At 64.6% G+C, this 24,151-nt stretch carries 22 protein-coding genes; 12 read left to right on the top strand and 10 right to left on the bottom strand.

The window, feature by feature from the left end:
* Positions 1 to 27 precede the first annotated feature (27 nt).
* The 5 genes from HRQ64_RS07615 to HRQ64_RS07595 form a co-directional block, all read right to left on the bottom strand.
* Entirely contained in the window at positions 28 to 1,143 is a 1,116-nt protein-coding gene (locus tag HRQ64_RS07615; protein ID WP_172122844.1) for a mandelate racemase/muconate lactonizing enzyme family protein, read from the bottom strand.
* An 11-nt stretch (positions 1,144 to 1,154) separates the two neighbouring features.
* Positions 1,155 to 1,592: a thioesterase family protein gene (locus tag HRQ64_RS07610; RefSeq protein WP_127752459.1), complete on the bottom strand. Its 438-nt coding sequence runs from the start codon at positions 1,590 to 1,592 to the stop codon at positions 1,155 to 1,157.
* Positions 1,593 to 1,745: 153 nt separating this feature from the next.
* Positions 1,746 to 2,195, bottom strand: coding sequence for a MaoC/PaaZ C-terminal domain-containing protein (locus HRQ64_RS07605; RefSeq protein WP_172122843.1), 450 nt, complete (start codon positions 2,193 to 2,195; stop codon positions 1,746 to 1,748).
* Complete coding sequence (locus HRQ64_RS07600) at positions 2,188 to 3,000, bottom strand: MaoC family dehydratase (RefSeq protein ID WP_172122842.1); 813 nt, start codon at positions 2,998 to 3,000, stop codon at positions 2,188 to 2,190. Before HRQ64_RS07600 ends, HRQ64_RS07605 begins: the two co-directional genes overlap by 8 nt.
* 3 nt (positions 3,001 to 3,003) lie before the next feature.
* A complete protein-coding gene (locus tag HRQ64_RS07595; RefSeq protein ID WP_172122841.1) occupies positions 3,004 to 5,370 on the bottom strand; it encodes a CoA transferase in 2,367 nt (788 codons plus the stop codon).
* Between the two features lie 234 nt (positions 5,371 to 5,604).
* Between HRQ64_RS07595 and HRQ64_RS07590 the strand changes: the two genes are divergently transcribed.
* Together HRQ64_RS07590 and HRQ64_RS07585 are read left to right on the top strand one after the other, a co-directional pair.
* Positions 5,605 to 6,675: a LacI family DNA-binding transcriptional regulator gene (locus HRQ64_RS07590; protein ID WP_172122840.1), complete on the top strand. Its 1,071-nt coding sequence runs from the start codon at positions 5,605 to 5,607 to the stop codon at positions 6,673 to 6,675.
* Between the two features lie 186 nt (positions 6,676 to 6,861).
* Positions 6,862 to 7,419, top strand: coding sequence for a hypothetical protein (locus tag HRQ64_RS07585; RefSeq protein ID WP_172122839.1), 558 nt, complete (start codon positions 6,862 to 6,864; stop codon positions 7,417 to 7,419).
* 67 nt (positions 7,420 to 7,486) lie between these two features.
* Here HRQ64_RS07585 and HRQ64_RS07580 read toward each other — a convergent pair whose 3' ends face one another.
* Positions 7,487 to 8,590 carry a M24 family metallopeptidase gene (locus tag HRQ64_RS07580; protein WP_172122838.1) on the bottom strand — a complete coding sequence of 368 codons (1,104 nt, stop codon included), beginning with the start codon at positions 8,588 to 8,590 and terminating at the stop codon, positions 7,487 to 7,489.
* Positions 8,591 to 8,888: 298 nt separating this feature from the next.
* Between HRQ64_RS07580 and HRQ64_RS07575 the strand changes: the two genes are divergently transcribed.
* The 4 genes from HRQ64_RS07575 (at position 8,889) to HRQ64_RS07560 (ending at position 11,666) form a co-directional block, all read left to right on the top strand.
* Positions 8,889 to 9,080: a hypothetical protein gene (locus HRQ64_RS07575; protein WP_127752452.1), complete on the top strand. Its 192-nt coding sequence runs from the start codon at positions 8,889 to 8,891 to the stop codon at positions 9,078 to 9,080.
* A 73-nt stretch (positions 9,081 to 9,153) separates the two neighbouring features.
* Positions 9,154 to 9,888: a DUF4336 domain-containing protein gene (locus HRQ64_RS07570; RefSeq protein WP_172122837.1), complete on the top strand. Its 735-nt coding sequence runs from the start codon at positions 9,154 to 9,156 to the stop codon at positions 9,886 to 9,888.
* Between the two features lie 213 nt (positions 9,889 to 10,101).
* Positions 10,102 to 10,848 carry an SDR family NAD(P)-dependent oxidoreductase gene (locus HRQ64_RS07565; RefSeq protein WP_172122836.1) on the top strand — a complete coding sequence of 249 codons (747 nt, stop codon included), beginning with the start codon at positions 10,102 to 10,104 and terminating at the stop codon, positions 10,846 to 10,848.
* Positions 10,849 to 10,874: 26 nt separating this feature from the next.
* Positions 10,875 to 11,666 (top strand): DUF2243 domain-containing protein, encoded by a 792-nt coding sequence (locus HRQ64_RS07560; protein ID WP_172122835.1) that lies wholly within the window; start codon positions 10,875 to 10,877, stop codon positions 11,664 to 11,666.
* A gap of 691 nt (positions 11,667 to 12,357) precedes the next feature.
* Here HRQ64_RS07560 and HRQ64_RS20465 read toward each other — a convergent pair.
* The gene (locus tag HRQ64_RS20465; protein WP_172122834.1) at positions 12,358 to 13,803 is read right to left on the bottom strand and encodes an FGGY family carbohydrate kinase; all 1,446 of its coding nucleotides are present in this window, start codon (positions 13,801 to 13,803) and stop codon (positions 12,358 to 12,360) included.
* Positions 13,804 to 13,915: 112 nt separating this feature from the next.
* On the opposite strand from HRQ64_RS20465, the gene HRQ64_RS07550 reads away from it, so the two are divergent.
* The 4 genes from HRQ64_RS07550 (at position 13,916) to HRQ64_RS07535 (ending at position 18,444) form a co-directional block, all read left to right on the top strand.
* Positions 13,916 to 14,857 carry a substrate-binding domain-containing protein gene (locus tag HRQ64_RS07550; RefSeq protein WP_172122833.1) on the top strand — a complete coding sequence of 314 codons (942 nt, stop codon included), beginning with the start codon at positions 13,916 to 13,918 and terminating at the stop codon, positions 14,855 to 14,857.
* Positions 14,858 to 14,914: 57 nt separating this feature from the next.
* Positions 14,915 to 16,420 (top strand): sugar ABC transporter ATP-binding protein, encoded by a 1,506-nt coding sequence (locus HRQ64_RS07545; RefSeq protein WP_172122832.1) that lies wholly within the window; start codon positions 14,915 to 14,917, stop codon positions 16,418 to 16,420.
* A gap of 4 nt (positions 16,421 to 16,424) precedes the next feature.
* Positions 16,425 to 17,390, top strand: coding sequence for an ABC transporter permease (locus HRQ64_RS07540; protein WP_172122831.1), 966 nt, complete (start codon positions 16,425 to 16,427; stop codon positions 17,388 to 17,390).
* Between the two features lie 94 nt (positions 17,391 to 17,484).
* The gene (locus HRQ64_RS07535; RefSeq protein WP_127752443.1) at positions 17,485 to 18,444 is read left to right on the top strand and encodes a UDP-glucuronic acid decarboxylase family protein; all 960 of its coding nucleotides are present in this window, start codon (positions 17,485 to 17,487) and stop codon (positions 18,442 to 18,444) included.
* A gap of 16 nt (positions 18,445 to 18,460) precedes the next feature.
* Here the strand turns inward: HRQ64_RS07535 and HRQ64_RS07530 are convergent, their stop codons facing one another.
* From HRQ64_RS07530 to HRQ64_RS07520, 3 genes are all read right to left on the bottom strand, one after another.
* Positions 18,461 to 19,765, bottom strand: coding sequence for a UDP-glucose/GDP-mannose dehydrogenase family protein (locus HRQ64_RS07530; protein ID WP_172122830.1), 1,305 nt, complete (start codon positions 19,763 to 19,765; stop codon positions 18,461 to 18,463).
* Between the two features lie 130 nt (positions 19,766 to 19,895).
* On the bottom strand, positions 19,896 to 20,036 hold the full coding sequence (locus tag HRQ64_RS07525) for a hypothetical protein (RefSeq protein WP_164854759.1): 141 nt from the start codon (positions 20,034 to 20,036) through the stop codon (positions 19,896 to 19,898).
* A gap of 281 nt (positions 20,037 to 20,317) precedes the next feature.
* A complete protein-coding gene (locus tag HRQ64_RS07520) occupies positions 20,318 to 22,465 on the bottom strand; it encodes a Wzz/FepE/Etk N-terminal domain-containing protein (RefSeq protein WP_172122829.1) in 2,148 nt (715 codons plus the stop codon).
* A gap of 245 nt (positions 22,466 to 22,710) precedes the next feature.
* On the opposite strand from HRQ64_RS07520, the gene rfbA reads away from it, so the two are divergent.
* The gene (gene rfbA / locus HRQ64_RS07515) at positions 22,711 to 23,583 is read left to right on the top strand and encodes a glucose-1-phosphate thymidylyltransferase RfbA (RefSeq protein WP_172122828.1); all 873 of its coding nucleotides are present in this window, start codon (positions 22,711 to 22,713) and stop codon (positions 23,581 to 23,583) included.
* Between the two features lie 11 nt (positions 23,584 to 23,594).
* Positions 23,595 to 24,146: a dTDP-4-dehydrorhamnose 3,5-epimerase gene (gene rfbC, locus HRQ64_RS07510; RefSeq protein ID WP_172122827.1), complete on the top strand. Its 552-nt coding sequence runs from the start codon at positions 23,595 to 23,597 to the stop codon at positions 24,144 to 24,146.
* The last annotated feature ends 5 nt before the right edge of the window (positions 24,147 to 24,151 follow it).

The following is a 24,151-nucleotide window of genomic DNA, read 5'->3' as shown; positions in this document are numbered from 1 at the left end:
TCCTCTTGTTCTTGTGGTCGCGCGGCTCTAGCGGACGCGCCGTTGTTCGAGTTCGGCATCGATCAGTTCGAGCCCGAGGCCGGGAGCCGAGGGGATCTGGAACTTGCCATCCACCGGCTTGGGCGGATTGCGGAAGCCGGGATACATGCGGGTGTCGGGATCGGCGAATTCGGCCGGCTTGGTCAGGTGCATGATGGTCGCGAGCACATGCAGATTGGCCATGTGGCCGATCGTAGGCTGAGTCTGGTGCGGCACCAGTTCCACGCCATGGGCGTAAGCAATGGCGGCGCATTGCATGAGCCCGGTGATGCCGCCCATCTTGACGATATCGGGCTGCACCATGCGCACGCCGGCATTGATCATGTCGACAAGGGCCTGGGTCGTATAGGTCTGCTCGGCCGCCGAAACGGTGATGTCGAGGCGCTGGGCCACTTCGCCCATGGCGCGCACATCGTAGTGCTGCACCGGCTCCTCGAACCAGACATAGCCCAGCTCTTCGAGGGCGCGACCGACCCGGATGGCGCCGCCGACCGAATATTGGTTGTTGGCATCAAAGGCGAGCGGGAAGTCTGGTCCCACGAGTTCACGCACGGCCCTGGCCTTGGCGATGTCGCCGGGAATGTCATAGTCCTGCCGGGTACGGTCGCCATCCCAGCGGATCTTGATCGCCGCCGGCTTTTCGGCCAGCCAGCGCTGTTCGACCACCCGCACCGTCTCATCAACGGTACGATTGGCATTGCCGCCGATCGAGGCATAGAACGGCACTTCGGTGCGCCAGGCGCCGCCCAGCAGCTTGTAGATGGGCTGGTTGAACAGCTTGCCCTTGAGGTCCCAAAGCGCAATGTCGAGCGCCGCCAAGGCGCCGGTGACCGCCCCTTCGGGCCCCAGCTTGATATAGCGGTGCAGCAGGCGGTCATAGATCACGCCATGATCAAGCACGTCGGCCCCCACCAGCGAGTCCGCGGCATCGCGCAACACCCAGAGCGAGTGCTCGCCGCCATACATCGGCGAGGCCTCGCCATAGCCCACCAGCCCCTCGGTGGTGGTGACGCGCACAAAGGCGGTGCGGCGGCCCGGCGGATCACCGGGGTTCCAGGCAACCTGGAAGGCATCGACGGATCTGATGGTTGAAGCTGTAGCCACGGTCGGATCTTTCAGGCGGGATGGTGGATGGATTGCAGATGCTGGCGCAGCGGTTCGGGCAAAGGCGCCGGGCGCTTGGTTTGGGTGTCCACGAACACATGGACGAAGTGGCCCTGGGCCACGGCCGTCTCGTTCTCGTTGGTGAAGGCGGCAAGCCCGTAGCGCACGGAGGAGGAGCCGACATGCTCCACCCGCAGGCCCATCTCGAGCCGATCGGTGAAGACAATTTCGCGCACGAAGCGGCAGCCATTTTCAGCCACGACCAGGCTCGCTCCGCCCGTGCCGATGCCGAAATCTTGCTGGTGCAGGAACTGCAACACGGCCGTGTCGAAGAACTCGTAATAGCGCGCATTGTTGACGTGACCGAAGATGTCGATGTCGTTCCAGCGCAGCGAAACAACACAGAACCAGCGGTAGTCGGCGCGGCGGGCGGGTGGCTGACGCTCCATCGCTCAGCCGCGCGCGCGAGCAGGCATGGCCAGCTCCGCTCTAGTCATGGGGCTTCTCCCTTTGCGGCATGGCGACGGCTTGGCGTGCCGTTCTTATCCATGCGTTGCATTCACCTTACATTATATGCATCCGTATGCAAGCGGCCCGAACAGCTAGTTTGCATCCGGATGCAGCCACTTCATGATGTGCTCGGCCACAGCCACGGTTTGCCCGTCCTGATTGCTCGCTTCGAGCGTTGCCACCGAGCGGCGGCGCTCCGCGTCAACACCGGTTACCGTGTAGGTCACGGTGATGGTATCGCCAAAGAACACTGGCCCTACAAAGCGCATCCGGTCATAGCCGAGCGACACCGGCACGGTAGTGTTGCCCCGCCCTTGCGACGCGCGGATCGCCTTGGTGCCGGCGGCCGACATATAGCCCACCAGCAATGCGCCATGGGCGATGCGCCGCCCGAACTGCGAGCCGGCCATGAAGGCCTCATCGGTATGGGCCTCATAGTCGTCCCCGCTCAGCTCGACAAAGCGCGCCACATCCTCGGCGCTGGGGGAAGCGGTGTAGCTGACCGACAATCCCTCAACCGTTTCGATCCAGTTCTCAGCCATAGATCTGCGTTCTCCGGAAGCGCGCCGCGATCTCCCCGTCAGCCAGGAAATATTCCTCGGCCACGAAGTAGTGCTTGCCCTTGCGTTCATAGGTCTGGGCGATCCAGCCAGCGGTGCGGATGGCCTGGACGGGGTAAACCGGGCGGAAATGCTGGGTTTCGGTTTCCACCAGCACCACGGCTGCCGGAAACTTCCAACCGCTATTGGTGTCGCCCATTGCCAGCCGCATCAGCATGCCCGAATGCACGATGCCGCTTTGTGCATAGAGCGGATGGTTTTCGGCAAAGGCGCTTTTGGAGATGGCAACGTCTTCGGGAGTCAGCACGCGATTTCGACTATGCAGCGGCGCGCCCACCGGCAATTCACCGGGATTGACCGCCGGCGCAACCTGGGGCGGCAGGAGCAAGCTCAACTCTCGGCCGGGGGTCGGCTGTTGCGGCACATGCGCGAGGGCAATGGAGCCGGTGGCGACGGTTTCGCCCTCCCCATTCAGCACGGTCACCGCGCTGCGCAGGAACTCGCCATCATCCTCCAGCGCCTCGCCCTTAACGATCAGATCGTCGTGGTTGTAGACCGGCTTGCGGAAGCGCGCCGACATGGCGCCGCGCTCCGCCCAGGCCATGCCCCAGGCCTCGATCGCGAGCCGGCTGATATGGCCATAGACAAAGGCGCCGGGGATCAGCGCGGCCTTGTAGCCGCGCGCCCGCGCCACCGCATCATCATGGATCGAGCCCTTGTAATGCGGGGCATCGTCGAGCAGCACATGCACGCTTAGCTCGCGGGGAAATTCGGCTTTGTCGAGCATGGCTCAAGCCCCCGCCAAAGGTTCGGTGCCCATGGCGTCGCTCGCTTCGATGCGCGCGATTTCCTCGGGGGGCAGGCGCAGAATGGATTGCAGCACATGCCGGTTGTGCCCGCCGAACGTGGGGGCGGACCGGATCTGGGCGCCGGGCGTGGCGCTGAGGTGAATGGGCAGGCTCGGATGCGGGTGCCGGCCGGCATCGGGATGCTCGAGCTCGGTGAAAAAGCCGCGATAACCGAGATAGGGATCCTCGGCCAGATCCTTGGGGTTCTGCACCGGCGCTGCGGCAATCCCGGCGGCTTGCAACTGCTGGGCAAGGGCATGCTTGTCCTTGTCGGTGGTCCAGCCACTGATGATTGCTCGCAGCGCTTCGTCATTGTCTCGCCGCCGATCGAGGTTGGCGAAGCGCGGATCAGTGGCCAGCTCGGGACTGCCCATCTCCATGCACAGCCGCTGCCACTGCCCTTCGTCCATGGCCGCAATGGCGATCCATTGATCATCGCCGAGCGTGGGGAAGGCATCATGCGGGGCCGCGTAGGGCACGCGGTTGCCGTTGAGCGGCGGGTCATCGCCGGTCTCAGCGGCCTTGAGGATTTCCGCACCGATCAGGTGCATGGCCGCTTCCACCTGCGGGATCTCCACATATTGCCCCTCCCCCGTGCGCTGGCGATGCACCAGGGCCGTGAGGATCGCAGCGGCCGAATTGAAGCCCCCGATGGGGTCCAGATAAGAAGGGCCGGTGACTTCGGGCTGCCCGCCGGGATAGCCGATCATCGCCGACATACCGGCCGCCATTTCCATGGTGGGCCCGAGCGCGGCATGGTTGGACATGGGTCCGGTCACGCCAAAGGCGGGCAGTTCGGCCACGATGATATCGGGCTTGATGGCGGCGAGGCTTTGGTAGTCGAGCCCAAGCTTTTTCAGCGTATTGGGCCGGAAATTGCAGATCAGCACATCGGCGACCTCAACCAGGCGCCGCAGGGTCGCCCTGCCCTCCTCGGTCTTGAGGTTGAGGATGCAGCTGAGCTTGTTGACGTTCTGGGAATTGAACAGGAACGAGCGGTCATACCAGCGGGCGCCCGGCTCCCGATCGGGAAAGTTGACCGGATTGGGTTTGTCCTTGTTGAGCCGCCAGGAATTGACTCGGTTGGGCGCTTCGACATGGATGGATTCAGCGCCGAAATAGGCCAGCACCCGGCCGGCCATCGGCCCAGCCCACGCGGTCGTCAACTCGATCACGCGGATATCTTGCAGGGGCTTATCGTGGCGAGGCGGCGCGCTGGGCGCGGGCCGCGCCGATGGGAGGTTTTCGGTCGGGCCCGCACCCAGTGCCGGTGCCAGCGAGCGCAGTTGGCGTGGCGTCGCTGACAAGCGGAAGGGCGCCCCCAGAACGGTCCGGCCGTCCAGGGTCTGCCAATAATTGCGCTCGCGCAGATGGCGGCTGTTGATCAATTCGGATGGGCGATAAGCCTTGGCGGCAATCACCTGCGCTTGTTGCAGCCGTTCCACCAGCGCCTCGGCCTCGAGATCGGCGACCTTAGCCTGGAAGATGGCAAACAGCGTATCCCAATTGGCACGCCGGTCGGCGGGATCGGCAAAGCGCGGATCATGCTCGAGCTCGGGGAGCTCGAGCGCCCCCAGCAGTGCATGCCAGCGGAAGTTATAGATCCAGATGCACACCCAGCCGTCGCGGCAAAGCACCTGCCCCGCCTGCACGGCCTGTTCCGTGCGCTGCCGCACGGAGCCATTATAGATATGCTGCATCACATAGGGGAAACACATGGCGGCGGCGGTTTCGGCGGCATCGATCTGCACGATCTGGCCGGGACCGGTTTCGCCGCGAGCATAAACCGCGGCAAGCGTACCAATAAAGGCGCCGATGCCGCTGGCCATGGCGGCGCGATTGCCGGTGCCAAACAGCGGCTCGCGTCCGGCCGCACCATTATTGTGCATCATGCCTGACAGGGCCTGCAACACGATTTCCGGGCCTTGCCACTGGGCGCGGGGACCATCAGCCCCAAAGCTCGAGGGCTGCACCACGATGCAGGCGGGGTTCTGCCGGCTGATCCGTTGCGCATCGGCACCGGGGGGCAGCACGGCTATGTCGGCGCCGACCAGCAGCATGGCCAGCCGCTCGGCGGCATCGGGTGCATCGGGATCGAGCACCAGTGAGCTTTTGCCCGAATTGAGATGGAAGAACTGCAGGGAATCGCCGTGGCGCGAAAACGGGGCCATGCGGCGGACGGGCGAGCCGTCCGGTCCTTCCACAAGAATAACGGAAGCGCCGTAATCGGCCAGCAGGCGGGCGCAGTATTGCCCGGCCAGAGTATCTGAATAATCGACCACGCGCAGGTGGTCCAAGGCGCCCGTCATGGCCCCTCCCAATGACAAGTCAAGCAAACAGGATTGCAGCGCACTCACCTCCCTGCCGCACCAATGGCGCGGACGGATCGGCGTTGGCCGGACTTTTCTGCGAAGTCCTTTGCCTGCCACACGCGAACGATAACATGCTTGCATACGGATGCAACCGCTTGTTTGCATCCGTATGCAAAGATATGTCCTAAGCTGGAGCGATGCGCTATGCTGCCCAGACAATCGAGACGCTTGATGACCAAGACCGACCCCGAGGCACTGCAACTGCGCCATAAGCCCCGTACGGCGCGTGAACTGGCGCGCCTGATGGGTGTCAGCCAGTCAGCCGTGTCGCGCGCCTTCACGCCGGGCAGTTCGATCTCACCGGAATTACGGCAGCGCATCCTGCGGGCGGCCGAAGAGCTCGACTACCAGCCCAATGCCATCGCCTCCATGCTCTCCACCCGACGCAGCAATATTGCGGGCATTGTCGTGTCGGAGATGCAGAACCCGTTTTATCCCAGCCTGATCGAAAAGCTCTCGCGCGGCTTGCAGCGGGTGGGTTTGCAGAGCCTCATGTTCAACATCACCCGTGGCTCCAATATCGAAGAGCAACTGCTCGCCCTGCGGAAATACAATGTTGATGCGGTGGTGATTATTTCGGCCACCGTGCTGTCCGGCGCTTCCCTGCGCTGGGCCACCGAAGGACGGGCAGCGGTGCTGGTCAACCGCACCATTCCCGATCTCAGCCTGACTTCCGTCAGCTGCAACAACATCGAGGGGGCCCGCGCTATTGCCGACCACTTCTATGCCATCGGCCGGCAGCGCGTCGCCTATGTGGCCGGCCTGCCCCATACCTCGACCAATCTTGAGCGCCAGAATGCCTTTGTCACCCGGGTGGCGGAACTCGGCATGCGCCTAAGCCACTGCATTGCCGGCGGCGAATATAGCTATGAGGCCGGCTATCGCTCGGCTCTCGAGATCGCGCGCGGCGAAGCCACCGATGCGGTGTTTTTCGCCAATGACATCCTCGCTGCAGGCGGCATGGATGCGCTGACGGAAGCGGCCGGCCTGCGCGTGCCCGAGGACATCGCCGTTGCCGGGTTCGACGATGTCGAACTCACGCGCTGGCCCCACTATTCGCTTACGACTTTCAGCCAGCCAGTGGATGCCATGGTCGACAAGGCCGTGGAGCTGATCCTGGGCCAGCTCGCCAATCCCGAGCTGGCGCCCTCCCACAATCCGCTGAGCGGCGAACTCATCGTGCGCCGGTCCACCATTGGCGGCAACACCGAAGCCTTGCCGCTCAAGGCGCCCTCCGTTTAAGGGTGCCGCTTTCTCTTGTTGCGCTCCCGACACAAGCGGCTCCGCGACGGGCACAATTGCCAATTCGGCCTTGGTTTTGACCGAACCATCTGAGATGCTGGGTGAGCCAGGCTTGCAGTAAGGAGTTTTCGTTTGGGACGCGTGATCAGCTTTGCGGTTTGCAGCTTGCTTGTGGGGGCTTTGGCGATGCCGGCTCTTGCCCAGGAAGTGGAGGTTCCCGCTCTCGACAAGAACGGCAATGTGTTCCTGTTCGGTGGCGTTTATTCCAGCGAATCGGTCGGCGAAACTTTCAACTTCATCGCCACCGACTACCAGGACGCGTATATGCTGGGCGCGGGCTATCAGCACTTCTTCCTCGGCCATGAGAACGGTTTCCGGCTCGGGCTCGAGGGCGGCGCGGCCGTGCGCAAGGGCCCCGATTTTGCCGGCGAAGTGTGGGCAGGCGTCGTGGCGCGCTCGGACGGGTTCATCAACACCGACAAGATCAAGATCTCGGCCAGCATCACCGGCGGGCTGTCCCTGATCACCAATCCGCTCGATGTCGAAGTGGTGCGCGAGCTAAAGCGCGATGGCGACAGCACGTTCCTGTTCTACATGGCCCCGGAGCTCAGCATCTCCACCCACGACAATCCGGATATGGAATTTTTCTGGCGCCTGCAGCACCGCTCGGGCGGCTGGAATACGCTTGGGCATATGGGCGAAGGCGCCAATGCCAATACCTTAGGCGTGCGCTGGTCCTTCTAGGCGCGCCGCCAGTGCCGACCAAATGGGGAGAGCGCCCGGCGCCCTCCCCTTTTCTTTGCCCCTTCGCTCAGGCGCCGCCGGCAATCGCCGTGCGCAGCAGATCCGACAAGATCTCCGCCACGCCATTGCGGATGATGACGATCTCTTCGAGCCGCAGGCCGAACCGGCCCTGCAGGTAAATCCCCGGCTCGATCGAAAACACCATGCCCTCTTCCAGCACCGTGTCGGAGGTTGCGGTGATGTAGGGCGTTTCGTGGATGTCGATCCCCAGCCCATGCCCGGTGCGGTGCAGGAAATTGGGGCCGTAGCCAGCCGCGGTGATCACATCGCGGGCCGCCTTGTCGACCTCCCGCGCCAGGACGCCCGGCTTGGCCGCGGCAATCGCCGCCTCCACGGCCCGGTCGAGCACGCCATGGATCTCGTCAAACCCTTCCGGCGCCGTGCCGAGATAGCCCACCCGCGTCATGTCGGAGGGATAGCCGCCGATGCGCGCGCCGGTATCGATCAGCACCGCATCGCCCGCCTTGAGCTGGGTGTCGCCGGTGTGGTGATGGGGAAAGGCGCCATTGGGGCCAAAGCAGATGCTGGTGAATTCGCGCGCCGCGCCATGATCCTTGTAGAACTGCCCGATCACATCGGCCACTTCGCGCTCGGTGATCCCCGGCCGCAGCGCGGCAAAGCCCGCGAGCATGGCGGCGTCATTGAGCACGGCACTGGCTTTGAGCGCGGCATATTCCGCCTCGTCCTTGCGCGAACGCAGATAGCTCACCGTATCGCCGGTGAAGCGGCGCTGGGCGCCCGGCAGCGCATCGAGCACCAGCAGGGCGAAATCGGCGCGCATGGTTTCATCGAGCACGACCGAAGCGCCGCTGCGCGGCACGCCCGTGGCCTCTAGCAACTGTTCGAGCGCCGCATCGGGGCCTTCGGCATCGGCCCAGGGAAAGAACGGCAGATCGGTGTGCTGGCGGGCGCTGTCGACATTGAGCGCCGGCATCAGGAAACCCGCAAAGCTCTGGCTGACCATCAGCAGCACCGGGCGTTCGTCGCCATGGGGCGACAGATCGGCCAGATAGAGCATGTGGCTGGACGGGCCGATCACCACAAGGTCGGTGGAAGTGGCAGCCATCCGCTCGCGCAGCCTGGCCATACGGGTGGAAAGAACGGGATTCATCGAGGGCGATACTCGTTTGCGGGAGAAACCTGGCTCAAAAAAGGAGCGCGATGGGAATGGCTACTACACCCCTGCACGCGTGGCCACCACCCGTCACGTCCTGGCTAGCGGCCGCGCTGGTCACCTCATCGCCACCCAATGTTGTGATTTTCCAATGGCATAGAAAAAACGAGGCTGGGCGGCGGTTCCCGGGTTGTCAACACTCTCACCCGGCAAACTTTCTCGATTTCCCAAGAAACCGGCCGAAACCACCAGCCACCCTCTGCGTTGTCGGGCGCAATGTTCAAGGGTCGGATTCTTGCTGGTTTACTACAAAAGGCACGTCATCGTGGTTCTGGCAGACAAGATCCTCACAGCAGAAGTGACCGAACAGGCCACCCGCGCCTTGCTGCCCACCAAGGTTTCCGCTTCCTATGAAGAAGGGCTCGACCTCGTGGTCGAGCGTGCCAAGGCGCTGGTTGATCTTTACACCTCGCCCGCCCCGCGCTGAGGTGCTTCAGGTAAAGCGGCGCGACCTTTGCGGCGCGGGGGCGTTATCCAACCTCCCCACTCCGGAGGTCCGCATGACGAGCGTTGCTTATCTGCCCATCAACGAGCCCAAGCCCGTCGCCCCAGATCTCTGGATCGTCGATAGTGGCCCCATGCATCTGGCCGGCATGCCCATTCCCCTGCGCATGACGGTGATCCGGCTTGGCAATGGCGAACTGGTGCTCCATTCACCCACTCAGTTCAGCTTCGAGCTGCGCGCGCGGCTGGAGACGATCGGCCGCATCGGGCATCTGGTGGCACCAAACACCGTGCACTGGTCATTCATGAAGGAATGGCAGGAGCATTATCCCGGCGTCGTTTCGTGGGGTGCCCCGACGCTCAAGGAGCGGCCGGCGGTGCAAAAGGCCGATCTAAAGCTCGATCGGGTGCTGGAAGACGGGGCGCCTGGCGAATGGAATGGTGAGGTCGAAGTGGTGGTGGTGCGCGGCGGCGCCATTGCAGAAGCCGCCCTGTTCCACCGCCCCTCGCACAGCCTGGTGCTCACCGATCTGGTGGTCAATGTGGAGCCCGAAAAGCTGCCCCCGTTGATGAAGATCGGCGCCAAGCTGGTGGGGTCGGCCGCGCCCGACGGCAAAGCGCCGGTTTATGCCCGTGCCGCCTTCAAGGCCGGTGGTGCGGCGGCATCGGCGGCCGCGGCGCGGCTGGTCGCGCTGGATCCGGAACGGGTGATCTTTGCCCATGGCCGCTGGTTCGAGCAGAACGGCAAGCAGCAATTGCAGCAATCGTTGCGCTGGCTGCTGCCCGCCTGACGCCTTATCTCTTATCCTAGGGGAAGAGCAAACGACGTCTCTCAACCATTCCATTCACGCCACCCGACAGACGAACGGTTATCCCCTCTACCCCATCCGTCGCCCCTGTCCCGTCGGGTACGCCAGCAGACAGTGGGCGGCCCGTGCCGGGTGTTGACAGCCCGTGCCGCAAAGGGGGAATTGGGAGGGTCAAACAAGCCGGAGGAGCAAGGCATGAACCAGATCGATTTGCGCGAACGCGTAGCCGTAGTGACGGGTGGCGCGCAGGGGTTGGGCTTTGCCATTGCCCAGCGGCTGGTCGCCTCGGGCGCCCGCGTGTGGTTGTGGGACATCAACGGCGAGCTGCTGGAAGCGGCGCGCACCGCCCTTGGCGGCGCTACCTCGACCATCACCCTCAACATCACCGATTACGATGCCGTCGCCGCAGCCGTCGCCCAGGTTGAGGGGGAAGCCGGCAGCCTTGATATCGTCGTGCATTCGGCTGGGATCGCCGGCAAGAACGCTCCGCTCGACGAATATGAGCTCGATGAATGGCGCCGCGTGATCGACATCGATCTTAACGGCGCCTTTCACGTCAATCGCGCGGTGCTGCCGGGCATGAAGGCGCGCAATTATGGGCGCATTGTCAACATCGCCTCCATCGCCGGCAAGGAAGGCAACCCCAATGCGGCCGCCTATGCCGCCGCCAAGGCTGGTGTCATCGGCATGACCAAGGCCGTGGGCAAGGAAGTGGCCAAATACAACATCGCCGTTAATGCGATCACCCCGGCGACGGCCAAAACCCGCATCCTCGATGAACTCAAGCCCGAGTTCATCGATTACATGCTTAGCCGCATTCCGCGCGGCCGGTTCCTCGAGGTCGAGGAAGCCGCCAATATGGTGGCCTGGCTCGTGTCAGCGGAAAACAGTTTCACCACGGCGGCGGTGTTTGATCTGTCTGGTGGCCGGGCAACCTACTGAGCCACCCCCAAATCCGGAGGCAAGGAATGGCACAGGCGATGGCGGCAACCGAAGGCAGGAACTTGGGTGGGCGCCTCGGCTGGGCCGGCTTTGCCATCGGTTTCGGGCTCGGCGGGTTCTTTGACGGGATTCTGCTGCATCAGGTGCTGCAATGGCACCATCTGCTGAGCGGGCTCGAACAGGCCCGCCAGGACCTGCGCGTGTTGGTGATGACCGACGGGCTGTTCCACCTGCTCATGTATATCGTGACCGCCATTGGCCTATGGCTGCTGTGGCGCTCGCGCCAGGCCTTTGCCGAACCCGGCGCCGACCGGCTGCTGCTTGCCATGGCGCTCCTCGGCTTTGGCACCTGGCATATCATCGATGCCGTCCTCTCCCATTGGCTCTTGGGCATTCACCGCATCCGCATGGATGTGGACAATCCCCTGTTCTGGGACCTGCTTTGGCTCGCAATCTTCGGCATTGTGCCCTTTGTCGCCGGCCTGCTCCTGCGCCGCCGCCCCACCGGCGGGCGCCGCCTGATGAGCTCGCCCCTGGCCCTGGTTCTCGCCGTCGTCGTCGCCGCTCCCCTCGCCGCCCTTCCGGCGCCGGGTTTGGACAGCGTCATGGTAATGTTCCGCCCCGGCGTTACTCCCGGAGAGGCGCTCACCGCCATCCAGCAATCAGGCGCCCGGCTCCTTTGGAGCGATCCTAACAACCAGCTCTGGGCCGTCGACCTCTCCCAGGGCGGCAACACCACCGCCCTCTACCAAAACGGCGCCCTCCTCGTCAGCAACTCCATCCTGCCCCTGGGGTGCCTGGACTGGTTCCGGGTTTAGGCGGGCAATTGCACAGATAGAGGTGCTCATGCCGGGGGTGGGGGCCCATCAGTGATCACCAGAAACACCCCCTCCCCAGCCCTCCCCTCAAGGGGGAGGGAGGCTAGACTGCCGACATTGAGACTGAAGAACAAAATAGTTCAGGGCTGCAAACACACACCGGCCCCTTCACAAACGCGAACCGTCCCCTCCCCCTTGAGGGGAGGGCTAGGGTGGGGGTGCAGGCGTCGGGGCGCGAGTGGAGTTTTGTGTGGAGCGCCCCCGATTTCGAGGGCTTAAGCAACCACCCACCTCGTGGACGGGCCTGAACCCCCACCCCATCCCTCCCCTCAAGGGGGAGGGTGTGCATCGGGGCACTCGGTCTGGGTACCACCCCCGCGCTTTAAGGCTGTTCCACAAGAACAATCCTCCTGGCTCATGCCTCCCCTCCCCCTTGAGGGGAGGGGCCGGGGGTGGGGGTCCATCAGTGACCCACCGCACCACCCCCTCCCCAGCCCTCCCCTCAAGGGGGAGGGAGGCCTGACTGCCTCAACGGAGCTGACAACAAGAGAGCTCAAGGCTGCAAACGCCAGCCCCGCCACAAACGCGAACCGTCCCTCCCCCTTGAGGGGAGGGCTAGGGTGGGGTCCATCAGCGACCCACCGCACCACCCCACCACGTCACTGAGACTACGGAACCGGGAACCGCCCCATCAGAACCCGCTATTGAACCCCCGCAGATCCTCATAAAGCCGCCGATACTGCCCCAGGCGCGCGGCATGGTAATCCGCCATCGCCGGATCGGGCTCGAACACCCGGTCGAACCGCACCAGCCGGCGCACCACTTCGGCGAGCGGCGTGCTCGCGTCCTGCGATTGCCCCGCGAGGATCGCCGCGCCCAGCGCTGCTGATTCCGGCGCCACGCAGCGGCGCAGGGGCCTGCCCAAAACATCAGCGCGGATCTGGCACCAGAGGTCCGATTGGGCACCGCCCCCGCCGATATTGATGACCTCGGGCTCGACAGCGCTCGATTGGCGCAGGGCATCAAAGGCCAGCCGCGCGGCATAGGCCACCCCTTCGAGCACGCCGCGCGCCATTTCGGGGGCGCCTGCGCTCGGATCGAGCCGGGCAAAGACGCCGCGCGTCTGCCCATCCCAAAGCGGCGCCCGCTCCCCCTGCAGATGCGGCAAGAACAGCGGCACCGTTCCCTTGGCACTGCCGGCCAGCGCCGCGGTGTCGGCCGGGCTGCGCCCCAGCACTCCGGCAAACCACCCCAGCGCCGCGCCGCCCATTTGCGTGGGCGCGGCATGCATGACGATCCCTTCATAGGGCGGAAACAGGATCACCCCGGGAGTAGGCACCACGGTTGCGCACACGATCCCGGCAATCTCGCTGGTGCCGCTTTGATACATCGCATCGCCATTGCCCACGACCCCGACGCCGAACATCCCGCCCCAGGCATCCATGGCGCCCACGACCACCGGGGTGCCCGCACAGGGCAGCCCGGCCCGCACCCGTCCGGCTACGGTGGTAAAGCTCGCCAGCGGCGGCAGCTTGGCAGCGGCGCCGGGCACGAGATCGAGCAGATCAGCGACATAGCCCTGCTCATTGACCATGCCCACGGCCGAAACGGGATCGCTCACCACGGCTCCAGTCAGCTGCAGCACGCAGAAATCCTTGGGCAGCAGCACATGCGCTGTCCGGGCATAAAGCGCGGGATCGACGCGCCGGACATAGGCCATGCGTGACAGAGCATGGCTGGCATCGATCGGCACCGGGCCGCCAAACCAGGCGAGCTTCTGCTCAGGCGTCACCTGCGCCTCGAGCGCGGCCGCATCGGGGGCCGTGCGCGTATCCTGCCAGGTGATCGCGGGCAGGAGCGGCTCTCCTGCGCCATCGACGAACACATGGGTGTTGACTTGGCTGCAGATGCCGATCGCCTGCAGCCCGCTCAAGTCATGTTCGGCGGCAAAGCGCTCGAGCGCGGCCAACACGCCGGCCATCCAGTCGCGCGGGTCCTGCTCGGCATGGCCCGGCTGCGGGCGGTGGGTGGGGTGAGCCTGCGAAAAGGCGGCCAGCCGCTCGCCCCCTTCCCCAATCAGCACGGCCTTGGTGGCGGTTGTCCCCACATCCACGCCGATAAGTGTGCTTTTCGCCACGCGCCGGTCCTCAAAACTCTAGCCGATCCCTGGGCTCTCCCATATGGTGCCGGCGAGAAAAAGGAAACACGCGCGGGCCCTTGCGGCCCGCCGCATTGGGGGACACCAGCACATGACCATTACCCGGGCCACGACGCGGCGCCTGCTCGCCGGCACTGTTCTGCTTTCCGCCAGCCTTGGCGCGGGCGCTGCCCTCGCCCAATCCAAGATCGCGGTGATCACCCCCTATCTGGCCCAGCCCGGCACGCAGTTCTATGTGGAAGCCTTCGAGGCGGCCGCAGAAGGCAAGGATTGGGACGTCAATGTGATCGACACCGCCGGCGACGTCGCGGCCGTGATCAGCCGCATGGAAGACATGGTCAACCAGAACGTTGATGCCATCGTGCTCAATGTCGATCCGACCCAGGTGACTGCGGGCCTGCGCGCCGCCGAGGATGCCGGCATTCCCGTGATCGGCATGGATGCGGGCTCCGATCCGCTGCTCGTCACCAATGTCACGAGCAATGGCTATGCCATGGCCGCCGAAACCGCCGCCTATGTCGCCGACCGGATCGATGGCGAGGGCAATATCGTGATGTTCGTCTTCGAGGCCTTCCCGCCCGTCCAGGTGCGCGGCGTCGTGGCCGACGCGGTGTTCGGCAACTTCCCCGATATCACCGTGCTCGATCGCGTGACCCCCGATGTGTCCGATGGCGGCATTGCCGATTCGCGCGCCAAGATGGAAGCGATCCTTGCCGCCAATCCCGAGCCGGGCAGCATCAAGGCGGTCTGGGCCGCCTGGGACCAGCCGGCGCTGGGCGCGCTGCAGGCCATCGAGGCGGCTGGCCGCGAAGGCGAAGGCATTGTCGTGACCGGCATCGACGCCAATCCCCAGGCGCGCGACGCCATCCGCGCCGGGGGCAATTTCGAAGCCACCGTGGCCCAGGATTTTGCCGGCATCGGCACCGCCGCCGCTGATGCCGTCGAGCGAGTGCTGGCGGGCGAGGAGATTGTCCAGGGCGTCATCTATGTGCCCTCCAAGCTCATCACCTCGGCCAATGTGGGCGAGGAATAAACGCTGAGCCATCCCCTGCCCGGCGACCCCGCGCCGCCGGTTCCCTCCTCTTCGCCCTTGCTGCGGCTGCGCGGCGTCGCCAAGGCCTATGGCGGCGTGCCTGCCCTGCGCGGTGTCGATCTCGATATCAGCGCCGGGGAAATCCATGCGCTGATGGGCGAGAACGGGGCGGGCAAATCCACCCTGATCAAGATCCTGGCTGGCGTGGTTGCCCCCGACACCGCCGAGATCACCCTCGACGGCGCCCCGATCCGCATCGGCAGCCCGCGCGAAGCCTATCGGCTCGGCTTTCGTTTCATCCACCAGGAATTCAATGTCGTTCCGGCGCTGTCGGTGGCGGAAAACATCTTTCTGGGGCGCCCCTATCCGCGCCGCGCCGGTGCCTTTGTGGATTGGCGACGCCTGAACCAGGCCGCAAGCGAAACCCTCGCGCTCCTCAGTATCACCCATCTCGATCCCGCCACCCCGCTCGGGCGCCTGTCGCTGGGCGACCAGATGCTGGTGCGCATCTCCGCCGCCTTCATCGGCGAGGCCGACGCCCCCGCGCGCCTTTACGTGCTCGACGAGCCCACCGCCGCCCTCAGCCGCGGCGAATCCGAGCGCCTCTTCACCGTGTTGCGTCAGCTGCGTGCCCGAGGCGCTGCCGTGCTCTATGTCTCGCACCGGCTGGACGAGGTCATGGCCATCTGCGACATGGCCACGGTGATCCGCGACGGGCGCAGCATCGATACTGGCCGCATCGCCGACATCACGCATGACGATCTCGTTTCCCTGATGATCGGCCGCCGCGTCGAGGAGGCCTATCCGCCGCGCACCACCGCCCCGGGGGAAGCCGTGGTGCTCGCCGCCGAGGCGCTCACCCCGCGCGGCGCCAAGCCGCTGAGCTTTGCCGTCCATGCCGGGGAAGTGCTGGGGATCGCCGGCATCGCCAATGCCGGCCAGCGCGAATTGTTGCGCACCCTGTTTGGCGATCTTGCCGCGGGTGGCGGCACCATGCGCCTCGATGGCGCCCCTTATCGCCCCCGCAGCCCGGCCGATGCCTGGCGTGCCGGGGTCAGCTATATTCCGCGCGAGCGCCGCTCCGAAGGCCTCGTCCTCACTCGCCCCATTTTCGAGAACACCACCCTGCCCCATCTGGCGGCGCATAGCCGCTGGGGCACGTTCCTCACGCCCCGCCACGAGATGGCGCTGGCCGCCCAACAGGGCGAGCTCGTGCGCCTCAAAGCCGCCGGCCCCCGGCAGCGCGCCGAGGAGCTCAGCGGCGGCAACCAGCAAAAGGTGATCTTTGCCAAGGCGCTGGTGGGCAATCCGCGCCTCCTGCTGCTCGACGAGCCCACAAGGGGCGTCGATGTCGGCGCCAAGTTCGACATCTATGCCATCATCCGCGCCATGACCGCGCGGGGCATGGGCGTGGTGCTGGTCTCCTCCGATCTGCCTGAGCTTTTGGGCATGGCCGACCGCATCGCCGTTATGCGCGAGGGCGCCATCAGCGACATCCTCCCCGCCTCAGCCCTCGACGAGGAAAAGCTGCTCAATCTCTGCTACGGCCGCGCCACAGGATAATTCGATGCTCACCCTCCTTCGCCGCTATGGCACCCTCCTTGGCTTTGCGCTGATCCTCGTCACCTTCTGGGTGCTGCTGCCGGACACCTTCATGACCGCCCGCAACTGGCTCAATATCAGCCAGCAGATGAGCATGCTGATCGTGGTTGCTGCCGGCATGACCATCGTGATGGTGATGGGCGACTTCGATCTCAGCGTTGGCTCCATGGCGAGCCTAGCCGGCATTGTGGTCGCCATTCTGTTCACCTTTGGCGTGCCGATCTGGGCCGCCGTGGGCATTGGCCTCCTCGTCGGCGTCGTGGGTGGGGCGATCAACGGCGCGCTGATCGCCTATGTCGGCATCCTCCCCTTTGTCGCGACCCTTGCCACCCTCACCATGGTGTCGGGCGTCGCTTTCGTCGTCAGCGGCGGCAAGACCATTTCGGGCCGCGCGATCCCTACCGAGTTCGGCGATTTCGCCCGCGGCGGCCTACCGCTGGGTGAATGGGGCGGCGTTGCCATCGCCATCCCGAACCTTACGCTCCTCGCCATTGCCGTGGCCGCGCTCGCCTGGGCCCTCCTCGAGCAGACCACTTTTGGCCGCCGGCTGTACGCCATGGGCGGCAATATGGAGGCGGCCCATCTCAGCGGCGTGGCCGTGCGCAAGCTCAAGCTCATCGCCTTTGCCCTCACTGGGGGCTCGGCGGCCCTCGCCGGCATCATGTATGCCAGCCGCGTCGCTTCCGCCAACCCGACCCAGGGCAGCGGGCTTATGCTCAACGCCATTGCCGCGGTGTTTCTGGGCTCCACCCTTTCGGAGCACGGCGAGCCGCGCCTGCTCTACACCATCGTCGGCGTGCTGATCCTCGGTATCCTAGACAACGGCCTCACCCAGCTCAGCGTCGATAGCTATGTGCGGCAGATCCTTGTCGGTGGCATTATTCTCCTCGCCGTTTCAGCCAGTTCGCTCAGCCGCCGCGTGCGACGCTGAACTCGCGCGCGGCCCGCGACACGCAAAAGTCCTTGCTGGCACCGCCCGGAGGCTTTACGCGCAAGCTACAAACCTTGAATTTGACGGAGTCTGCATGAGCAAGCGCATTTTGGTCACGGGTGGCGCCGGGTTCATCGGCTCGCATCTTTGCGCAAAACTGCTCGACGAAGGCAATGAAGTGCTGTGCGTCGACAATCTCTTTACCGGCCGGCGCCGCAATATCGAAGCCTTGCTCGACAACAAGCGCTTCGAGTTCATGCGCCACGACGTGACCTTCCCCCTTTATGTGGAAGTGGACCAGATCTACAACCTGGCCTGTCCCGCTTCGCCGGTGCACTACCAGTTCGATCCGGTCCAGACCACCAAGACCAGCGTCATGGGCGCCATCAACATGCTCGGGCTCGCCAAGCGCCTGCGCGTGCCGGTGCTGCAAGCCTCGACCTCGGAAGTCTATGGCGATCCGGAGGTGCATCCCCAGCACGAAGGCTATTGGGGTCATGTGAACCCGATCGGCCCGCGCTCCTGCTATGACGAAGGCAAGCGCTGCGCCGAAACCCTGTTCTTTGATTATCACCGCCAGCATGATGTGCAGATCAAGGTGATCCGCATCTTCAACACCTATGGCCCCAACATGCACCCGGCCGATGGTCGCGTCGTGTCCAACTTCATCGTCCAGGCGCTGCAGGGCAAGCCGATCACCGTTTACGGCACCGGCAACCAGACCCGCTCATTCTGCTATGTCAGCGACCTCGTGGACGCCATGCACCGCATGATGAATACTGGACCGGAAGTCACCGGCCCGATCAATACCGGCAATCCGGTGGAGTTCACCATTGGCCAACTGGCCGAGCTTGTGGTGGAGCTGACCAATTCAGGCTCCAAGGTCGTGTACACCGATCTGCCGGTGGATGACCCCAAGCAGCGCAAGCCCGATATCAGCAAGGCACGCGACGTGCTGGGCTGGGAGCCGAATGTGGCGCTGCGCGAGGGTCTGGAAAAGACCATCGCGTTTTTCCGCGACACCATCGAGCAGCAGCCACTGGCCGCCGAATAGGCCCGTGCGGGCGCCCTTAGGGGCGCCCGACACTCGCATAGCGGAAGCCGGCCGCTTCCACTTCCTTGCCGCGATACACATTGCGCAGGTCCACAAGGGTATGGGCGTTCATCGTCCCCTTGAGCCGCTCGAGATCGAGCGAGCGGAACTCGCTCCACTCCGTCACCAGCACCAGGCACTCGGCGCCGTCTGCCGCGTCATAGGCATCCCGCGCATAATGGATGTCGGGCATCATCGCCTTGGCCGCTTCCATGCCCTCGGGGTCATAGGCGCGGATCTTGGCGCCCGCATCGAGCAGTGACTGCACGATGGAGAGCGATGGCGCGTCGCGCATGTCGTCGGTATTGGGCTTGAAGGTCAGGCCCAGCACCGCCACGGTCTTGCCGCGCACTTCCCCACCCATCGCCGCGATCACCTTGCGCCCCATGGCGCGCTTGCGCCCGTCATTGATGGCGATAGTGGTTTCCACCAGCCGCATCGGCGCCTCGTGGTCCTGGCCGGACTTGGCGAGGGCCGACGTGTCCTTGGGAAAGCACGACCCGCCATAGCCCGGGCCGGCATGGAGGAACTTGGTGCCGATGCGGTTGTCGAGCCCCATGCCGCGCGCGACGTCCTGCACATTGGCGCCGACTTTTTCGCAGAGATCGGCCATCTCGTTGATGAAGGTGATCTTCATCGCCAGAAACGCATTGGCGGCATATTTGATCAACTCGGAGGTGCGCCGACCCGTGAACATCAGCGGCCCCTGGTTGAGGTAAAGCGGGCGATACACCTCGGTCATCGGCTCTCGCGCCCGCTCGTCCTCGATGCCGATGACGATGCGGTCGGGCAGCTTGAAATCATGGATCGCCGCCCCTTCACGCAAGAACTCGGGGTTGGACACCACCACGACGTCCGCATTTGGATTGGTCTCGCGGATGATGCGCTCGACCTCGTCGCCCGTACCCACCGGCACGGTGGATTTGGTGACAACGACGGTAAAGCCCGTCACCGCCTCGGCGATGGAAGCGGCGGCGGCATAGACATAGGAGAGGTCGGCATGACCGTCGCCATTGCGCGCCGGCGTTCCCACCGCAATGAACACCACATCCGCATCCCTGACCGCTTCGGCGAGGTCCGTCGTAAACAGCAGGCGCCCGGCGGCGGCATTATCCACCACCAACTGGTCGAGACCGGGTTCGAAAATCGGGATTTCCCCGCGCTTGAGCGCTTCGATCTTGGTTTCGTTCAGATCAACGCAGGTCACCGTATGGCCAAAATCGGCAAAGCACGCGCCGCTGACCAACCCCACATAACCGGTTCCCACAACAGCAATATGCATCAACAATCCCCACGCAACAGTGAGGGATCACTTAGCAGAGCCAGAGTACCGGTAGAAGTGTCGCTGTTTGCGGGCGGGCTATGCCGTAGTTTCGCCGTTTGGGCGGGAACCGAATGGGATCCCAGTCGGGCTAAAAGAACAGCTGCAGCACGGCCCAAAAGCCAATGATGCAAAGCGCCAGCACGATCCAGCTCAGGGCCACAAAGCCAAGCACGATCCAGCCTCGCGCAATGGGCAACCGCTCTCGTTTGCTCAGGGCTTGCGTCGTCATGCCCGGTTCTCCGGCCGTTTCGGACGGCGGCTTGGCTAGGGCATGAGGATCCGGCTTAATCATTAAACTTGCGTTAACCCCCGCTGCGGCTGACTTGGTGCAGGTGCTGAGAACAAAGTGCCAATTGGGCATGGCCTTGGCGTGCGCGCCACCAAAACCCGGCTGAAACGGTTGGCTAAACAGTGCCGGTGCGCGCGGCTTGTTTCGTTACTTAGGTAATTCTATCAAGATACGCGAAGACCCGCAACATTGCCGCCCCGGGCTGACCGGCACGATTGGGCTCAAGCCGGATCGACATAATAGCCGCCATAATGGGCCTCATAGCGCGAGCGCGGCACCTCCTCTCCGTTGAGCACGACCAGTACGGGCGCACCGGGCCGCACCGCTTCATCGAGCGCGGCGAGCCCCTTCTTGGCATCAGTCTGTGGCGTGCTCGCCCAGCGCACCACAAAGATCGCCGCCGTGGCAAAGCGCGCCAGATAAAGCCCGTCCACCACCGGGGCGAGCGGGGGCGAATCGATCACCACGACCTCGAAGGACTCCGCTGCCGCCTCGATTAACCGCCGGAAGCCGCCCCCCGCTACCAGCTGGTCCGTCGGAATATCGCTGCGCCTGGCGCCCATCAGCACGGTTAATTCAGTGTGCGGGTCTTTGCGGATCAGCGAAGCAATGCTGAGGCTTTCGCTCTTGTCAGCCAGGAAGTCGAGCAATCCCTCGGATGGCTCCAAGTCAAGCGCCTTGTGGATACTGGGCTTTCTCAGATCCCCGTCAATCAAGAGGGTCAAGCGCCCCGCCAGCGCATAGGAGCGCGCCAGCGCTAGGGCGGCAATGGTCTTGCCTTCGTCGGGGAGCGTGGAGGTTACCACCACAATCTCGCTGGTGCCGGGTTTGGTGTTGCCGGCGAACTGGTCGATCGAGCCCTGGATGCGGCGCACCGCTTCCGAGAACGCCGACAAGGGCGCATGGACTAGTGCATCGGCCGGCGCCGTGATGCCCCGGCGCCCCGGCTTGTGCATTGGGAGTGCCGCCGCCACGCGGTGGCGCAGCACCGCCTCGGCTTGCTGCTCGGAGGTGAAGCCGCCAAGAAAATTCTCGTAAAGAAAGGCGCAGCCGACGCCGAGCCCCAGCCCCGCAAATGCCGCAAGAAACAAAGTTGTCCCCGGGTTGGGAAAGCTGGGGCGGGTCGGCTCAAGTGCGGGCGACACGATACGGCTATCGGCGACCTGCAGCGACGCCTGTGCATCCAAATCCTGGACGCGCGCCAGCAGCATTTCATATTGGCGTCGTGCCAGTGCCGCCCCTTGCTGGAGTTCATACATGCCCGTGACCACGTCGGCGGGCAATTGGGTGCCCAGCACATTCTGGCGCATCTGCTGGCGCAGCACCTGTTCGCGGCCCTCGGCCCGGGTCATCTGGGTGCGCAGTGTGCCAAGCGCTGCGGTCGCGGTTTGCTGCAGGCGGCCTTCCACCTCATCGAGTTGCGAGCGCATTTGCGGGAAGGCGGGTGACTCCGGCGCCGTCGTGGCGAGCGAGGCGCTGATCTCCACCCTTTCGCGCTCCAGATCGCGCAACGCATCCGAGCCCAGCAGCTCCGCGCTGCCCTGCCAATCGGCCAAAGCTACCTGCCGGGACAGCTGATCCGCCAGGCCCGCTTGCTGGCTCCGCTCCGCCTGCAATTGGTCGATCTGCGCACGCAACTGTGCAATTGTGCTTCCCGCGCCCTCGGCATCGATCCGGATAAGGTTGTCGTCAATGAACTGGTCGAACGCACCCTCACTGGCAAGGATGGCAGCCCGCCCCTGGTTGATGCGCTCCTGCAGCACGTCGCGCGACACAAGCGTGCTGTCGATCTTGCCGCGCACCTGCTGCTCGATATAGGCCTCGGCCACCGCATTGGCGAGTTGCGCCGCGGCGGCGGGATCGCTCGAGCGCGCCTCGACGGCAATGAGATAGGTCAGGCCCCGCCGCTCCGCACTCACCGCCGCGCGCAGCGTGTTGAGCACCTCGCCTTGCACCTCGCGCCCCTCCGGGACGGGCGGCCCTAGGTGCAGAAAGGCCATGATGCTGTCCCGCAGCCCCAGACCCGGCGCAAATTGCGGATCGGCGAGCAGGTTCTCGTCCTCGATCACCTGCAGCAGCACCCGGTCGGAGCGCACCAGTTCCACTTCGCTTTCCACCCGCGCATTGTCGCTGCCGACCGTGGCCGACTGATTTTGCGGGTTCAGCAGATCCTTGCTCGCCGGATCCACCTGTACCAGCGCGCTCGCCGTATAAACCGGCTGCAGCAAGAGGCTCACCAGCACCGCCCCACCCGCAACGAGGGCTGCGATCAGGAGGATCAGCCGCGTTTGCCGCCGCAGCAGCCCCACAATGGCGCGCAGATCGATGGGGGCATCCTCGGCTGGCACCTCCTGGCTGAACATGGTCATGCGCGCTTCCCCCAGCGGCGCGCCTTGCCCACGCGCCCGTGCCGGACGCACGGCTCCAGCACCACCCCATAGTGTCCTACGGGTTTAGACTTACAAGCCTTTTCTGCGCCTCCGGCGCGGCAATCTAAGCAGATTGTTGTAGGGGGGCGCGCGCCTTCGCTCCTCCTGGTTAGCGCGGCTCAATTGACCCCACTCGGTGGCCCGTACAGCCTTGCTGCAGGCGGGGGCGCTGGGGACCAAAGACCATGAAGGGCATCATTCTGGCGGGGGGCAGTGGCACGCGGCTGTTTCCGGTGACCCAGGCCGTTTCCAAGCAGCTGATGCCAGTCTACGACAAGCCGATGATCTATTATCCGCTGGCCACCCTGATGCTGGCGGGGATCCGCGAGATCCTCCTCATCACCACGCCCGATGACCAGGTCAGCTTCCAGCGCCTCCTCGGCGATGGCGCGCAATGGGGTCTCTCGCTGCATTATGCCGTGCAACCCCAGCCCAATGGCCTGGCCGAAGCCTTCGTGATTGGCGCCCCGTTCCTCCAGGGCGGCCCCTCCGCCCTCGTGCTGGGCGACAACGTGTTCTACGGCCACGGCCTGCCCGAATTGCTGCGCTCCGCCGTGTCGCGGCCCGCTGGCGCCACCGTCTTTGCCTATCATGTGGCCGATCCCGAGCGTTACGGCGTGGTGGAATTCGATGGCGCCATGCAGGCCCTTTCCATCGAGGAAAAGCCGCGCGCGCCCAAATCCAACTGGGCCGTGACCGGGCTCTACTTCTACGACAGCCAGGTGGTCGACATCGCCGCCAATCTCTCTCCCTCCCCCCGGGGCGAGCTCGAGATCACCGATGTCAACCGCGCCTATCTCGAGCGCGGCCAGCTCGCCGTCGAGCTGATGGGCCGCGGCTATGCCTGGCTCGATACCGGCACCCCCGATAGCCTCCTCGATGCCTCCCAATTCGTCGGCACGCTGGAAAAGCGCCAGGGCGTCAAGATTTCCTGCCCCGAGGAAGTGGCCTTTCGCATGGGCTATATCGATCGCTGCGGCCTTGAACGGCGCGCCCAAGCGCTGGGGAAAAGCGACTACGGCCGCTACCTGTTCAAGATCCTGGCCGAAGACAGCTGAGGCCGCACCCCATGCAGATCCAGAGCCTCGCCATCCCAGACGTCAAGATCATCACGCCCGTTCGCCATGCCGACGAGCGCGGCTTTTTCTCGGAAGTCTATAACAGCGCCGCGCTCCTCGCCCACGGCATCGATATCCCGTTTGTGCAGGACAACCAGTCCCTCTCAGTCCCCCAGGGCACGGTGCGGGGCCTGCATTTCCAGACCGCCCCCTTTGCCCAGGCCAAGCTCGTCCGGGTGCTGCGCGGCGCCATCTTCGATGTGGCGGTGGATCTGCGGCAGAACTCCCCGACATTTGGCCAGCATGTGAGCGCTGTTCTCACCGCTGCTGAGGGCAACCAGATCCTTGTGCCCATCGGCTTTGCCCATGGCTTTGCCACGCTCGAGCCGAACACCGAAATCCTCTACAAGGTCAGCGCGTCCTATTCGCGCGAGCATGACAAGGGCTTGTTGTGGAACGATGCGGCGCTGGGCATCCCCTGGCCGGTCGCGGCTGATGCGGCGGTGCTGTCGGCCAAGGATCGGGCGCAACCAACCCTGTCGCAAATCGGCAATCCGTTCTAGGGCGC

The sequence above is a fragment of the Devosia sp. 919 genome (assembly GCF_013185965.1).
Taxonomy (GTDB): domain Bacteria; phylum Pseudomonadota; class Alphaproteobacteria; order Rhizobiales; family Devosiaceae; genus Devosia.
The sequence above is the reverse complement of the archived record's forward strand: the minus strand, read 5'-3'. Positions and strand labels throughout refer to the sequence as shown.